The sequence below is a fragment of the Bacteroides graminisolvens genome (assembly GCF_963666085.1).
Lineage (GTDB): Bacteria > Bacteroidota > Bacteroidia > Bacteroidales > Bacteroidaceae > Bacteroides > Bacteroides graminisolvens.
Genome location: NZ_OY762556.1, coordinates 772316 through 787909, shown reverse-complemented (window position 1 = coordinate 787909; position 15594 = coordinate 772316). Strand labels below are relative to the sequence as shown.

The window sequence follows — 15594 nt, the reverse complement described above, 5'->3', positions numbered from 1 at the left end:
TTAATATTATGAAGAAAATATATGGATTATTGATTGTCGGTGCATTGTCTTTGTGTACCGGATGTAGTTCCAGCCTGCTGGATATTGAAAATCCCAATGAAACAACAATTCCTACTTTCTGGAAATCAGCTTCAGATGCTGAGACTGGAGTTAATGCCTGCTATAGCTTCTTGTATAAAGAAGGTACCTGGATGCGCTGGTTGTCTTTTCGCTATGACTTGGCGTCTGATGAAGGATGGAGTTCTTCTCCCTGGATAGAACTGGGCGATTGGACCCGTTTCCTTTATACAAATTATAATTTTTACGAAGGGAATGTAGTACACTGGGAACATTTCTATGTCGGTATTTTCCGCTGTAACCAAGTATTGGCCAATGTTCCCGGTATTGAGATGGATGAGACCGAGAAGAATCAGGTATTGGCTGAGGCCTCTTTTTTAAGGGCTTTATGGTATTTCCAGATAAATCTCTTGTGGGAAAAAGGGACGTTGGTACTAGAACCTCAAGATGCTAATTACGTACCCAAAGATGCTTCTGAACAAGAAATATGGGATCAAATAGAGAAGGACCTGGTTTTTGCAGCAAGCAAATTACCCGAGTCATGGGATGCTGCTAATTTAGGAAGAGCAACTAAGGGTGCTGCTAAAGCGTTGCTTGGAAAAGCATACATGCAACAACACAAATTTGATCTTGCAAAAGAAGAATTGAAATGGCTTGTTGATAAAGAAGGTTCTTTGTATGGACTATTGTCTAATCGGGAAGATAATTTTACTGATCTAAACGAAAACAACAAGGAAGGTATCTTTGAAATTCAGTTCTCGGACCTGAACAAAGGGGGTACAGGTAATGATGCAAGCATGGCCTTTGGTTTTCAACGTACTCAATTCTATGCACCCAGTGGAATTGGTTGGGGCGACGGTAAGGCTCGCCGTTGGTTAGTTGATGAGTTCCTCAAAGAGAAGAGGGCAGATGGCAAGAATGATTTACGTTTATATAATAGTATTCTTTATAAAGGTTTTGCAACTGATTTCCCTGATCAGTCGGCCAAATATTATAACTATCAGGCTTCTAGCTGGCCCGCCGGCTGGGGACAAGATTCTCAGGATTGTTATATCCGTAAATACAACACCTCTTACTATCGTGAAAGGGAGGATTATTTTGCACGAAACAACTATCGCATCATGCGCTATGCCGACATTTTAATGAACTACGCAGAATGCCTTGTTGAAACAGGCAGTAGTGTGGCCGATGCGGCAGTGTATGTTGATAAAGTGAGAGAACGGGCTGGCTTATCTAAACTGAAAGATAGTCCTTGGAAAGAAAGCTTGAACTCTAAAGAATCCTTTATGAAGCGCCTTCAGACTGAACGAACCTTAGAACTTTGTTTTGAAGGTTGGCGATGGGCTGATATTAAAAGATGGGGATTACTTGATACACAAGCCGGTATTGATGAACTGAAAGTTCGAGACAAAGACTTTACTAATTTCGTTATAGGCAAACATAAACGTATGCCTATTCCTCAGAAAGAGGTGGATATCAGTAAAGTAAACGGTGAACCACAGCTTACTCAAAATCCAAGTTACTAAATCATAAATGGAGACTATGCCAAGAATACTTTGAATGCTTTTGGGCATAGTCTCCGTATATATAAACAAATACATTTATGCTTGTTACTCGAAAAGCAATATTGCCTTTTTTATTTGCTTGTTGTAACTCTTTATTTGCCCAAAATATTCAGAACCCTGTACTCACGGGAGTTGCAGATGCCGGAGTCATGAAATATAATGGCAAGTATTACCTTGGAGGAGTTCGTACAAACGGAGATTTCTATGTATCTGAAGATTTGGCCCATTGGAGTAAACCCATTCATGTTGTGTCAATGAACAACGATTGGAGTCAAAACACTGGGGCAGACAATAGTCAGATTCATGCAAATGACATGCTGTATTTGAATGGACAGTTCCATTTATACTGGTCGGTCAATTATTGGGGCAAAGACAAGCATGCCGTCCATATTGTACATGCACAAAGTCAGCATGTATTGGGACCCTACGTGGAACCCGATAAAAAAAGTTGGATGGACAATCGCATAGATCCCAAGTTATTTAAGGATGATGATGGACAACTTTATATGTATATGGTGCGGTTTACTGATGGAAATACCATCTGGGCACGCAAAATGAAAAACCCTTCACAGTTTGCCGGTGACCCGGTATGTTTATTTGCATCATTACCCAATACGTGGGAAACAATAGATAACAGAGTGGCAGAAGGCCCTTGGGTAATCAAGTATAGACAACGCTACTACATGATGTATAATGCAAATCATACCTCAACACATTGGGGCAATTATCAACTGGGAGTGGCTGAGGCCGACTCACCTTTAAGTTTTCAAAATGGTAACAAATATAGTTATCCGGTTGTAGAAAGTAACCAATCTATTTTGGAAGAAAATTACGTAGATATTTTGAGATATGATGGTAAGTATAATCCTTTTTTTGCTTATACAGAAACAAAACCATTGGGAGGTTGGACGCTCCCTGTTTACAAGGATTCTCATTGGAAACAAGGAGAAGGAGGATTTGCTGCAGAAGAAATAGCAGGGTCGACCACCCGAAGACTTGGGACCAAATGGGATTCTTCTTTTTTATGGCTTCGGAAGAACTTTACAGCACAGCAAACCAGCAATTTGGCTTTGCGTGTGTTGCACACGGGTGATACTAAAGTTTATTTGAATGGACTATTAATTTATGAAAAAGGGGGTAGCAATTATTGCATTGTAAATTTAGAATCCAAGCAATGCGCTATTCTCAAAGAGGGCAATAATCTATTAGCTATTGAAACCCAAAGAGGGCATTCGCCGTTTTTTGACGTTTCTTTGTTTGACATGAGAAATGATAAAGCTGATGATATTCTCATGACACCCGGACAACCTAATATTCTCAGAGGCCCCAATGGCTTTGAATGGTGGCTGGTTTACATGGCAAATAAGAACAACGACCAAAGAGGGCAATACATTAATCGCGTTCAGTTCTTTGATAAAACCATGTATGTTGACGGAATAACCGGTCCTCAGACAGCCGGATATCATCCCACACCTTCTTTGCCAACGTTCTCAATGAATATGGAAACAACCTCGTTTGGTGTACTGAAACAATTAAAACCATCAAATGCCTATTTGTTCGAAACTGCCATTAAAACCACCAGAAACGCAGGTGTTGTTGCTTGGTGGCAGGATGAAAATCATTATGCGCGGATCGGTTTAGATGCTGGCAGTCAGTGCTGGTATTTACAAACATGCATGGGTGGTTCTAAGTCCACACAAACTTTCCCCTTACCTACCGATTTTCGTTGGGGTGTATATCATCATTTTCGTGTGGAGAGAAATATGGGAATATTGAAGGTCTGGCTTGATGAAATACCGACCCCACAAAAACATCTTTTTTCAGATATAATTCCAGCTTTAACTCCCGGAGTTCCAGGAGTGTTTGATGAGTCGGGAAATGCGACTTTTGAAGGCGTAACTTATACCATCGGCTTCGACGACGAAGAAGTTACACTACCTGCCGAAAGAGATATACTAAAAGGAGAATTGCTTAGCCAATACGAATTGAGTTTTCAACTGTCTGGTTTATCCGAACAATCTGTTTCGGGTTCATATCCAATATATGTTGATAAGGACAATTATGTGAAAGCATTTTTTAATGGCTCCACCCGGATGTTTGATGTGACTGCTGTAAAGAAAGGACAGAGTTTGTGGCACAAAAAATATTCTCTAAGTTGTATACAAACAGTTTATACTGATGTGAAGTATACTGATTTTATAGAGAAGAACTATCGTTTCTCATCTCCTTGTTTAATCGATACCTTTTATTTAAATCGTCATGATGCAGATCATAAATCGACATTCGTTGATGATATGTTCAGCTTATTTACAATTGAATATTTACAAGAAGGTAAATGGCTGCCCATTAAGAATCAACTGGTGGAGATTGCAGCTCATCCGGCTTTTAATCGTTTGTCAGTAGAGCCAGTAAAAGCAGAGGGCATTCGTTTCACAAATAAAAACGCAGAAGATATTCAAAGGCACATTTATAAGTTGCGAGTTCATCAACAATTTAAAGACTCTTATAATTTTCGTGCAGTGAGGCGAAATGACAAACTCTATTTATTTGTCGATGGAAAAGAAATTGATGAAATTGATATTCAATATCCGGCATCACGTATTGGTCTTTGCACAGGAAAGACACCGGCTACTTATAATGGAATATTATATTATCACATAGAAAAATAAACCACATGAAAAAACATTTGATTTTTATTTATCTGTTGGCTTTGGGAACACTAACTCCTTGCCACTCGTGCTCCTCTGAATATACGAACATTGACGATGTTATTGTTGATGAAGTAGAACTTCCTGTCCCTTTGGGTGATCCGTTTATATTGTTGCATGAAGGTGTTTATTATGCTTACGGAACGCATGCTGCCGATGGAATAGAGGTGTATACCTCCAATGATTTGTTGACTTGGAAATACAGTGGGATGGCTCTTGATAAAAAGGATTCATATGCCGATCGCTGGTTTTGGGCACCGGAAGTTTATGCTGTAAACGGGAAGTTTTATATGTATTATTCTGCAGATGAGCATATTTGTGTTGCTACGGCAGATTCACCGGCCGGACCTTTTGTGCAGGCAAAACAAGAACCAATGGTTGCTGATGAAAAGTGCATAGATAATTCTTTGTTTATAGATGAAGACGGGACTCCTTATCTCTCTTTTGTTCGGTTTAATGATGGCAATAATGTGTGGATTGCTGAATTAGACAACGATTTGGTAACACTGAAAAAGGAGACGATGCACCCGTGCATTCACGTTTCTCAGTCGTGGGAGGAAGTATGGCCTCGGGTAAATGAAGGTTCCTTTATCATCAAACATAAAGGTCTTTATTACCTGACCTATTCTGCCAATAGTTATGAAAGTCCCTTCTATGGTGTTGGGTGTGCTACTGCTACAAATCTTATGGGTAATTGGAGCAAATATGAGGAAAATCCTTTGTTGCAGAATCCCGGAGATTTAACAGGAGTGGGTCATAGTGCCTTGTTTACTGATAAATCAGGGAAACTACGCATTGTTTATCATGCTCATAAAGATAAAAACAATATCCATCCGCGTGCTATGTACATTGGCGAAGTGTTTTTTGATAATGTGAATGGAGTTGATAGTATGAGAGTCAGTCATGAATACATAACCCCTAAATTAATAAAATGAAAAAAGATTTATTCGTATTAGCCTGCTTTTGCTTGGCATCCTGTTCGTCATCGGCACAAGATGAACGGCCAGAAGAAAAGGGGGATTATTATAAAAACCCTGTTGTAAATTATAGCTTGCCAGATCCTTCGGTCATACAAGGCGACGATGGTTATTACTATTTGTATGCGACCGAGAATATTCGTAACCTGCCCATTCATCGATCTAAAAATCTTGTTGATTGGGAGTTTGTTGGAACTGCTTTTACTGAAAGTACTCGTCCTTCCTTTGAACCTGAAGGAGGACTGTGGGCACCTGATATTAATAAAATAGGCAATCTGTATGTACTATATTATTCTATGTCGGTATGGGGCGGGGAATGGACTTGCGGCATCGGTTGTGCTACTGCTGATAAACCTGAAGGTCCCTTTACTGATCACGGTAAAATGTTTCGTAGCAATGAAATAAATGTGCAAAATTCCATCGACCCTTTTTATATAGAGGAAGGTGGTAAAAAGTACCTCTTTTGGGGTAGTTTCAGCGGTATATATGCCATTGAACTTTCGGATAACGGGTTGGCTCTTCAGAAAGATGCTGTTCCGCAACAAATAGCCGGAACGGCTTACGAAGGGACTTATATTCATAAGAAAAACGGTTATTATTACCTTTTTGCTTCTATCGGAACTTGTTGCGAAGGTCTCAAAAGCACCTACACCACGGTTGTTGGACGATCAGAAAGCCTCTTAGGCCCTTACGTGAACAAAAGCGGAGCGAGCATGATGAACAACAAACACGAAATATTGATTCAGAAAAATAACACTTTCGTTGGTGCCGGGCATAATTCAGAGATTGTGATTGATAAAATTGGGGATGACTGGATGTTTTATCATGCAGTAAGTACAAAGAATCCCGAAGGACGCGTATTGATGATGGACCGGGTAGAATGGAAAGACGGCTGGCCCGTAGTATCCGGAGGATCTCCTTCAACAACTTCTAACAAACCGGTATTTTAATAATTACATAAAATAAAAATAAAAATGAGAGTAAAAAGATTGTTCTGGGGATTTATGCTTCTGGTAGGTATTACTAATACAGAAGTTCTTGCTTATGCTCAGGAAGGTGTTTCGGCTTCCGTTTCCCTAAAAACGCCGGGTAATGATGCCCGGCATTATTCACTGTCTCTTTTGAAGCAACCTGATGGTTTGTATATTTGCCAGTTGCCTGAGAAATTACCGCTGATCATTAGTCGTCAGGTGTTTGATGTGAATGGCCGACAGCGTATCACTGTTGTTATCAAAGCGTTGGGTAATGTGTATTTTAATTACGGTGAACAACTTAAAACGGGCTATAATCATGCTGATTGCCAATTCTATATGCCTGGGTTTTGGTATCGCCGCAACTTACGTTCTCCTAAAGAAGCACCTTCTTTTCATTCTTCGGATAGTTGGCTGGTTCGGGAAGATCGTTTAAGTACACCGCTTACGGCTGTCTATAATACAACAAATGGGAAGTCGGTTTCGGTTATTCGCATGGATGCATTCAATAAAGAGGCACTTACAACTCATAAAGAAGGCGAAATTATTCTTTCGGGCGCAACCTCTATTGGTTACACAGGATTCCAGAATCTGAATGGCATGACAGTGCTTTCTTACGGTTTTCCTTATAAAGAGGCTCCTAAAACTTATATTCGTAAATTAACACTAGCTCCCGCCGTTGAAGCTTTTCAATTACTAAAAAAGGGTGAAAGCGTTCAACTAACGTGGGAACTGGCTCATGGCGAGTCTGCTGACTTTTCCGAATTTGTTCAGCATACTTGGGAATATAGCTATGACACTAACCGCCCGAAGCCTGTTGAAACTCTATTTTCCGTTGACCGCATGAAAGAAGTTATGAGTAATTTTTTTGTGGAAAGCTATGTGGGGGAAACTCCGACTCATTATTATTCAGGCGTTGAACTAGAAACTTCTACTTGCGCTAATACAGACGTTGCCGAGGTTGGCTTTGTGGGACGCACCTTGCTTAATGCTTATAATGCTTTGGAATATGGCGAGCAGCAGAATCGTGCCGACTTAATTAATAATGCTGTGAATATATTCAATACCTACTTGCAAAATGGTTTTTCTGCTGCGGGCTTTTTTAACGAAGTAGTTCACTACAAACGCGGTAATATAGAAAGTAATCACAGCATTCGTCGTCAGTCCGAGGGTGTATATGCAGTGCTGCATTACCTGAATTACGAAAAACAACACAAACGCAAACATCTTGAGTGGGAAAAACGCGTAAAAGCAATGCTTGATCGTTTTTTACGTTTACAAAATGTCGATGGTAGTTTTCCACGTAAATTCAAAGATGATTTCTCTATAGTTGATGAAAGTGGTGGCAGCACACCATCGGCCACGTTACCATTAGTTTTGGGATACAAGTATTTCAAAGATAAACGCTATTTAGCCAGCGCCAAACGTACGGTCGATTATTTGGAAAAGGAATTGATATCGAAAGCCGATTATTTTTCATCGACTCTTGATGCCAATTGTGAAGATAAAGAGGCCTCCTTGTATGCCGCTACTGCGGCTTATTATCTGGCTTTGGCTACTAAAGGAACCGAACGGTTGCATTATACTGAATTAGCTAAAAAAGCCACTTATTTTGCGCTTTCATGGTATTACACCTGGGATGTTCCTTTTGCTGAAGGACAGATGTTGGGTGACATAGGACTGAAGACGCGCGGCTGGGGCAATGTTTCTGTGGAGAATAATCATATTGATGTGTTTGTTTTTGAATTTGCCGATGTGCTGCGCTGGCTTTCCAAAGAATGCAACGAACCTCGATTTGGTGAGTTTGCCGCTGTTATTTCAACTTCTATGCGTCAGTTGTTGCCTTACGAAGGTCATATGTGCGGCATTGCTAAAGTAGGTTACTATCCTGAAGTTGTTCAACATACCAACTGGGATTATGGACGCAATGGCAAAGGGTACTATAATAATATATTTGCCCCGGGTTGGACAGTCGCTTCCTTATGGGAGCTGTTTACTCCCGGACGTGCTGAAAAGTTTATATTAAACCGATAAAGTGTTTGTTCTCGGTCTCTTTGTCAGTGGCTTCTCCACTGCTGAAGGAGGCTTAGCTCCTTACTTTATCTGAGTAAACAGTTTACAGCTGGTTGCAAAACTTCTTGTAGACCCGGGTGTAGGGCACTGGTACACCCGGGTCTACAGACCGAGTACATGGGGGTGTACAAACTGTGTACATCCGGGTGGAGACGAAATTTGCTCACCTGCAAAATAAATCGTATAAGCATGCTGATGAAAAACCTTCTATATAGGTTATAAATAGCTATATGCTTGTAAGGAATCAATGCAGAAAAGTTGGTGACACTTGGTGATACTTGGTGAGGCTTTTTTTTAGCCAAGTGTCACACGAAATAGATTGATTATAAGGCTCTTATAAGGTTGGTGATACTTGGTGATACTTTTTTTCATGCTTTTTATGTAGAGATTGGATCATTACTAGTCCGTTTGGTGATTTTATCCAGAGCCATAAAAAGAACATTTTATGGCACAAAAAAAGCAGTTACTTGTTGTAACTGCTTGATTTGAAGGTGGTGCCACCAGGAATCGAACCGGGGACACAAGGATTTTCAGTCCTTTGCTCTACCAACTGAGCTATGGCACCTTGCGTGATTGCGGGTGCAAAGATAGATATATTTTTTAATACTGCAATATCTGCGTGGTTTTTTTGCAAGAAATTTAGTCGATTCTTTGCCTTTTTAATTTTTTGATTTACCTTTGTGCCCGCAATTGATCGGAATGTAGCGCAGTTGGTAGCGCACTACGTTCGGGACGTAGGGGTCGGGCGTTCGAGTCGCCTCATTCCGACATATAAGGCCTGGTTCTCAATGAATTAGGCCTTATTTTATTGTGTGGCATATCCTTTGCCTTTTTATTTAATTGTTTTTTCAAATGAATATGCATACATTTGCGTGTATCATTTGTTATATCTTAAAGCTCAAACAATCAGACGGGTTATTTTGCAACTTAGCGGTCCACATAATATGAACTTTATTTCCGAAGAACGGCTAAATCAGCTGATGGCTGACGAACTTGATTTCCTCTTTATCATGGATATGGACGGAAAAATACTCTTTACCAATATTGCCACACATTCTTTGCTGGGTTATGGCAATGAAATAGTGGGTTGTAATTTCATATCATTGTATCTACCGCAACATCGTGAGGAGGTAGGAGTTATGTTTCCGTTGGCTGCCAAAGGTGATGTGGAACATTGTCCGTTCCCATTGCAGAAAAAAAGACAAGGTGTAGTGCCGGTTGATACCAAATTCTACGTGGGATGGTGGAATGAAGAAAATGTATTGGTTGCTGTAGCGACTAACCTGTCGGCTCACCACTTCACTCAAGAGGTCTTTTATCACATCTTTAATTCGGCAGAAATAATGATGGTTCTGGCTTCAACCGATGGTAGATACATCTATAATGCCAATCAAACTTTTCGTAAGGCTAGCGGTTATACCATTGAAGAGTTGTCTGGTCAGGAACTGACGGACATTGGTTTGTTTCTGAATGAAGAACGTTTTCGCAGAATTATGGCTAGGTATGTGAAGACAGGTACTGCAAAGGGAGAAGCAACAGTAAAAACCAAATCGGGCGAGTTAATGACTTGTCTCTTTTCCATTGAAAATATTAAGATTAGCGATAAAGACTATCTGTTTGCCGTTGCAACAGATATTACCGAAAGGAAGCAGGTAGAAACTAAGATGCGCTACCTTCTTTATCAGCAAAAGCTGTTGGCAGATGTTGCGCAGTTATTTAATACAACGGTTGATTTCAATGATACGATAAATAAAGTGCTCCATTTGGTCGGAATGCATTCGGGGGTCAGTCGAATTAATATAACGAAGCTCATTGATGACGGAAAATACTATTCTACTATTTATGAATGGTGTGCTGAAGGAATTAGTCCTTTAATAGAGTTGACGAAGCGGGTTCCTGTTGATGCAATTCCAGATTGGAATAAACAACTATCAGAATTGGGGAGTGTACTGATTGACTTTAAGAATGTGACGAATATATCTGATAATCTGAAAACTTTTATACAACAAATAGGAGTAAAGTCCATATTGGCATATCCGCTCTATGTGCAAAATGCGATTTGGGGGTTTTTGGCTTTTGATGATTGTGCGAAATATAAGGTCTGGCAGCCCGAAGAACGTCATTTGATGCATGTAATTGCTAATAATATTGCCAGTGCGTTGGATAGAAAGGCGTATATCGAACAATATAAGAATAGTGAGCTACGTTTAAGAATGGCTTTAGCCAGTGCCAAGGAGGGTATGTGGGATTGGAACCTTATAACCGATGAAGTCTATTTTACGGATAGTTGTTTCACAATGTTGGGATTTGATGCCGGTGAAGTGGAGCCTACAAGCCGTCATTGGAATGAATTGGTGCACCCTGATGATTGGCCGTTGGCACAAAAAGCTTTTGCAGAACATCGGTTGGGTGGTAGTGAATTCTATGAGATTGTATTTCGGGTAAAGACCAAAGGTGGGGGATGGAAGTGGATACTTGACCATGGTAAGATTGTTGAAAGCGATGCTAACGGGGTACCTACACGGGCTGTTGGAACGCATATTGACATGACTCAACAGAAAGAAACGGAACACAAACTTCAAGAACTGCTTACTACTAAGGATAAGCTTTTCTCTATCATTTCTCATGATTTAAGGGGACCAATAGGTAGTTTCATGCAGGTAATTGAATTGTTGACCAGCGACGTGGAGATTGCTCCGGAAATGCAGGCTGAATTGTTGAATGAACTGAAAAGTATGTCGCGCAATACTTATTATTTGCTTGAGAATTTGCTCAACTGGTCGCGTTCGCAGCGAAGTGAAATTGAGTATGCGCCGCGCATGATACTAGTGAATGATGTGGTAACCGAGAACATTTCTTTGCTAAAAGGTACAGCATTGCAAAAGGATATCACCCTGAAGTTTGATACGGAAGTTTACGTGAATGCTTTTGCTGATTACAATATGGTGAATCTTATTTTGCGTAATTTGCTTTCAAATGCTATAAAATTTACTCCGCAGGGAGGAGTTATTGAGGTGTTGCTGACTCATGATGATGAATGGGTAGCAGTTACCGTGAAAGATAGTGGAGTGGGAATGTCGCAGGAGGTAGTTGAGAAGTTGCTTGAACGTGATCATTATCATTCTACTTATGGTACGAATAATGAAAAAGGTTCGGGATTGGGTTTAATGCTTTGTAGTGACTTTGTTAAAAGAAACGGTGGTTCATTAAGGGTTGAGAGCCAATTAGGCAAGGGGAGCTCTTTTATCTTTACGCTTCCGTTGCATGGCATACCCGAGGGTGAATCTTTGGTCTTATAATTAGTTTTTCTTAATATGCTGACATTTGTAATTGGAATGTTTGCTTGATTTTATTTCATGGGGGATTTGTTTTTAATGACTTATGGCAAGGTTTATGGGCTCTGCCGAGTTATAGTCATGTGTGTTATTCAGAGCCCCTGTGATAATATGTTACGTAAACTTTTAATTATGATTTCTTTTGTGTGTAATATCGGTTTGTCTGCACAAGTTCTTTCAAATGTTCATATCATTCCGCAGCCTCGGGAAATGTCGGTGGCTCATGGAACGTTTCGAGTAACCCGCGAAACATTCGTCGTTACGGGGCAGAAAGAGTTGCTATCGGTTGCAGATTATTTTTGCAAGTATACTACTGATTTGCTGGGGCTTTCACTGTCTGCTCGAAAAGTAAAGAGTAAAGAGATTGATTCGATCCGTAAAGCCATTGTTTTGCAAAATCTAAATAATGGAAGAGTTTCGGGAGGTTATCAACTGGAGGTTACCAACAAGGGTATTGTCATTAAAGGAAATGATGCGGCGGGGGTATTTTATGGAGTGCAGACATTAATTCAATTATTGCCTGTGAAAGCTGGCGTGTTGGCTGATATTCCACTTGTAACGATACATGATGAACCTCGCTTTGCGTATCGAGGAATGCACTTGGATGTGGTAAGACATTTCTTTCCTATTGCCTATATCAAGCGTTACATTGATTACATGGCACTACATAAAATGAATTATTTTCATTGGCATTTGACTGATGACCAGGGTTGGCGCATTGAAATGAAGTCTTATCCTAAGCTGACTCAAATCGGGGCTTATCGGAAAGGGGAAATAGAGGGAATATATCCTGGTGTATATAAGGAATTGCCTTATGGTGGCTTTTACACACAAGAGGAGATTAAGGAAGTTATAGCTTATGCCGCCGAACGTTTTATAACGATCATACCCGAAATTGATATTCCTGGTCATTGTATGTCAGTGTTGGCCGCTTATCCTGAGTTTGGTACTGTAAACGATGCATCAAAGGAGTGTGCATTAACATGGGGTATATATAATAAATTTAATAATGTACTGGCTCCCAAACCAGAGGTGTTCAGCTTTCTGAAGGGTGTTTTTTCTGAGCTATGCAGCTTATTTCCTTCGCCTTATATTCATGTGGGTGGTGATGAGTGTGCTGTTCGATGGTGGAAAGAATCTGAAGAGACTCAGTCTTTCATGCGTGCTCATCGTTTAAAGAATGAAAAAGAATTGCATCGCTATTTTATTCATTATGTTCAGGAGGTGGTAAATGCCAAAGGCAAAACATTGGTTGGATGGGATGAAATACTTGAAGGAGGTGTTTCAGCAGATTGTGTTGTGATGAATTGGAGAAAGTCGGCCCAAGCTGTTAAAGCTTTGAAGAATGGGCATCAGGTAATTGTTACTCCATCGGCTTATACTTATCTGAATATAAAAGAGTCACGCCGTCAGAAGGAGTTAGGCTTTCCGGGCTTTCTTCCACTAGAAAAAGTATATGATTTGCCTATATTACCCGATAGTTTGTCTGATGAACAGAAAAGTAGAGTGCTGGGTGGGCAAGGGTGTATGTGGACTGAATATGTTTCTACTCCTGCAGAGTTGGAATTTGCTTTGTTTCCCCGTATGTCTGCTCTCGCTGAGCGGTTGTGGAGCTTTGATAAAGACTGGGTTCGGTTTACACAGAAACTTCAAACTCAGTTTGATCGTTATGATTTATGGGGAGCCAATTATTCGGAAGCGGTTTTTCGGATGCTTGATTTAGAACATCCATATAGATAAATAAAAAGGTGTCAGTAAACTGGCACCTTTTTCTCACATTTAGTTGTGAGCATTCATGTAGACTTCTTCTCTCTTGTCTGTCTTAGAATATTTTTTTCCCGTCAATCAACTGAATGGCTGCGGTGTATTGGTCGTACGGAACTGAAAGACGTATGCTGTTGAGGTCTTTGTCTTTTATGGATACTTTTATATAGGATGCAGTGAGTAACTCAATGACTGAGTTTACTTCCCAAGGGCTACCTGCAAAAACATCTACTAAAGACTTTTTTTTATTTGTTACCATTGTTTTAATGCTGACTTAGTTACGGCTGCAAATATAGATGTTTTTTTTGTACTGCAAATAAATCCGTTTTATATTCTGAAACAAAAATGTAGTGCAAACGTTACCGAAACATCGTTTTGCTACATGTTTTAACAATAAAAGGCTGCAAATTACTATTTTTAAGTATTTGCAGCCTCGAGATAGGGCTAATTGCCGACAGTATGTTTTTATTTCACATCGTTCTCTCGGATTTCAACTCGTCTTATTTTACCGCTAATCGTTTTGGGAAGTTCGTTTACAAACTCAATGACCCGCGGGTATTTATAGGGCGCAGTTACTTTTTTTACGTGATCTTGCAATTCCTTAATTAAATCTTCTCCGGCAAGATGCTTATAATCATGCGCCAAAACAATAGTCGCTTTTACTACTTGTCCGCGGATGTCATCAGGTACACCGGTAATAGCACATTCAACTACTGCTGGATGTGTCATTAAAGCGCTTTCTACTTCAAAAGGACCAATTCGGTATCCTGAACTCTTAATAACATCATCGGCACGGCCTACAAACCAATAATAACCGTCTTCGTCTTTCCATGCCACGTCTCCCGTATAATAGATATGATCATGCCAAGCTTCTTGTGTACGTTTTGCATCGCGGTAATACTCTTTAAATAATCCCAAAGGCTTTCCTTTATCGGTGCGGATTACAATCTCTCCTTGTTCACCGGCTTCTACTGAACGGCCTTCTGCATCAATCAAATCCATTTCGTACTGAGGATTTGGTACTCCCATACTTCCGGGTTTTGGCTCCATCCAAGGGAATGTTCCAATGGTGAGTGTGGTTTCTGTTTGTCCGAAACCTTCCATCAGCTTAATTCCTGTTAGCTTCTTAAACGTTTCGTATACGGCAGGGTTTAGTGCTTCACCGGCAATGGTGCAATATTTGAGCGACGACAGATCATATTTAGTAAGATCCTCGCGAATGAGAAAACGAAAAATGGTGGGAGGTGCACAGAGTGATGTGATGTGGTAATCGTGTATCTTTTTGAGTATTTCCGCTGGTGTGAATTTCTCATGATCGTAAACGAATACATTGGCTCCTGCTATCCATTGTCCGTAGAGTTTCCCCCAAACGGCTTTTCCCCATCCTGTATCGGCTATCGTTAGGTGTAAGCTTTGTTCGTTGAGATTGTGCCAAAAACTTGCCGTAACAATATGTCCCAATGGATAAGTGAAGTCGTGTGCTACCATTTTGGGCTGTCCGGTTGTTCCTGAAGTGAAGTACATTAAAGAAATGTCATCATTCTTATTTGCTTCTTTAGGGCGGGTGAAAGGAGTAGCTTTTTCAATTCCTTCATGAAAATCAAGAAAACCTTCTGGTATTTCGGGACCTACACTAACCAACTTTTGAACGGTTGGTGAGTCAGGCATGGCATCGACAATGTGTTTGGTAACGCTTTCTTCACCTGCTGCAACAATCATCTTGATACTTGCTGCGTTGCAACGATACGCAATATCCTTTTTAGTGAGCAGATGAGTTGCCGGAATTACCACAGCGCCAAGTTTATGCAGTGCTACTATGCTAAACCAAAACTCATAGCGTCTTTTCAGAATCAACATAACCATATCCCCGTGTCCAATGCCTAAGCTTTGAAAATATGATGCAGTTTGGTCTGTATAATGCTTCATTTCGCCGAATGTGAATTGGCGGTGTTCACCCTTATCATTGGTCCACATCAATGCGGGTTTTTCAGGCTGTTCGGCAGCCCATGCATCCACTACATCGTAACCGAAGTTGAAAGAGTCAGGCACGTTGATTTTAAGATTCTCAATAAAGTCTTCCTGTGAAGTAAAGGAGGTTTTTGATAAGAACTTTTCTATCATAATGATTGATTGTTTGGATTATC

At 40.3% G+C, this 15594-nt stretch carries 9 protein-coding genes and 2 tRNA genes; 8 read left to right on the top strand and 3 right to left on the bottom strand.

The genetic code is table 11. From position 1 onward, the window contains the following. The first annotated feature begins 8 nt into the window (after positions 1 to 8). The 5 genes from ACKPCE_RS03225 to ACKPCE_RS03205 all read left to right on the top strand — a co-directional run bounded on the left by ACKPCE_RS03225 (position 9) and on the right by ACKPCE_RS03205 (position 8312). The gene (locus tag ACKPCE_RS03225; RefSeq protein WP_319504178.1) at positions 9 to 1583 is read left to right on the top strand and encodes a RagB/SusD family nutrient uptake outer membrane protein; all 1575 of its coding nucleotides are present in this window, start codon (positions 9 to 11) and stop codon (positions 1581 to 1583) included. Between the two features lie 77 nt (positions 1584 to 1660). Next, entirely contained in the window at positions 1661 to 4291 is a 2631-nt protein-coding gene (locus ACKPCE_RS03220) for a family 43 glycosylhydrolase (RefSeq protein ID WP_319504177.1), read from the top strand. Between the two features lie 5 nt (positions 4292 to 4296). Beyond that, a complete protein-coding gene (locus ACKPCE_RS03215) occupies positions 4297 to 5265 on the top strand; it encodes a glycoside hydrolase family 43 protein (protein WP_319504176.1) in 969 nt (322 codons plus the stop codon). Continuing rightward, a complete protein-coding gene (locus tag ACKPCE_RS03210; protein ID WP_319504175.1) occupies positions 5262 to 6257 on the top strand; it encodes a family 43 glycosylhydrolase in 996 nt (331 codons plus the stop codon). The genes ACKPCE_RS03215 and ACKPCE_RS03210 overlap by 4 nt, the downstream gene beginning before the upstream one ends. Positions 6258 to 6281: 24 nt before the next feature. Continuing rightward, positions 6282 to 8312 (top strand): hypothetical protein, encoded by a 2031-nt coding sequence (locus ACKPCE_RS03205; RefSeq protein WP_319504174.1) that lies wholly within the window; start codon positions 6282 to 6284, stop codon positions 8310 to 8312. Positions 8313 to 8843: 531 nt separating this feature from the next. Here the strand turns inward: ACKPCE_RS03205 and ACKPCE_RS03200 are convergent. Continuing rightward, positions 8844 to 8916: transfer RNA gene (locus ACKPCE_RS03200), tRNA-Phe, on the bottom strand. 130 nt (positions 8917 to 9046) lie between these two features. Between ACKPCE_RS03200 and ACKPCE_RS03195 the strand changes: the two genes are divergently transcribed. From ACKPCE_RS03195 to ACKPCE_RS03185, 3 genes are all read left to right on the top strand, one after another. Further along, positions 9047 to 9119 (top strand) — tRNA-Pro (locus ACKPCE_RS03195). Between the two features lie 176 nt (positions 9120 to 9295). Then, positions 9296 to 11650, top strand: coding sequence for a PAS domain S-box protein (locus ACKPCE_RS03190; RefSeq protein WP_319504173.1), 2355 nt, complete (start codon positions 9296 to 9298; stop codon positions 11648 to 11650). A gap of 168 nt (positions 11651 to 11818) precedes the next feature. Next, a complete protein-coding gene (locus tag ACKPCE_RS03185; protein ID WP_319504172.1) occupies positions 11819 to 13426 on the top strand; it encodes a beta-N-acetylhexosaminidase in 1608 nt (535 codons plus the stop codon). A gap of 82 nt (positions 13427 to 13508) precedes the next feature. On the opposite strand, the gene ACKPCE_RS03180 is transcribed toward ACKPCE_RS03185, so the two are convergent. Further along, a complete protein-coding gene (locus ACKPCE_RS03180; RefSeq protein ID WP_024995355.1) occupies positions 13509 to 13709 on the bottom strand; it encodes a DUF2007-related protein in 201 nt (66 codons plus the stop codon). A gap of 206 nt (positions 13710 to 13915) precedes the next feature. Beyond that, on the bottom strand, positions 13916 to 15571 hold the full coding sequence (locus ACKPCE_RS03175; protein WP_319504171.1) for an AMP-binding protein: 1656 nt from the start codon (positions 15569 to 15571) through the stop codon (positions 13916 to 13918). Positions 15572 to 15594 lie beyond the last annotated feature (23 nt).

What these genes read in the sequence shown, in the direction of transcription:
- ACKPCE_RS03225 (WP_319504178.1), top strand. Translation starts at nt 9, where the DNA reads ATGAAGAAAATATATGGATTATTGATTGTCGGTGCATTGTCTTTGTGT.
- ACKPCE_RS03220 (WP_319504177.1), top strand. Translation starts at nt 1,661, where the DNA reads ATGCTTGTTACTCGAAAAGCAATATTGCCTTTTTTATTTGCTTGTTGT.
- ACKPCE_RS03215 (WP_319504176.1), top strand. Translation starts at nt 4,297, where the DNA reads ATGAAAAAACATTTGATTTTTATTTATCTGTTGGCTTTGGGAACACTA.
- ACKPCE_RS03210 (WP_319504175.1), top strand. Translation starts at nt 5,262, where the DNA reads ATGAAAAAAGATTTATTCGTATTAGCCTGCTTTTGCTTGGCATCCTGT.
- ACKPCE_RS03205 (WP_319504174.1), top strand. Translation starts at nt 6,282, where the DNA reads ATGAGAGTAAAAAGATTGTTCTGGGGATTTATGCTTCTGGTAGGTATT.
- ACKPCE_RS03190 (WP_319504173.1), top strand. Translation starts at nt 9,296, where the DNA reads ATGAACTTTATTTCCGAAGAACGGCTAAATCAGCTGATGGCTGACGAA.
- ACKPCE_RS03185 (WP_319504172.1), top strand. Translation starts at nt 11,819, where the DNA reads ATGATTTCTTTTGTGTGTAATATCGGTTTGTCTGCACAAGTTCTTTCA.
- ACKPCE_RS03180 (WP_024995355.1), bottom strand. Translation starts at nt 13,709, where the DNA reads ATGGTAACAAATAAAAAAAAGTCTTTAGTAGATGTTTTTGCAGGTAGC.
- ACKPCE_RS03175 (WP_319504171.1), bottom strand. Translation starts at nt 15,571, where the DNA reads ATGATAGAAAAGTTCTTATCAAAAACCTCCTTTACTTCACAGGAAGAC.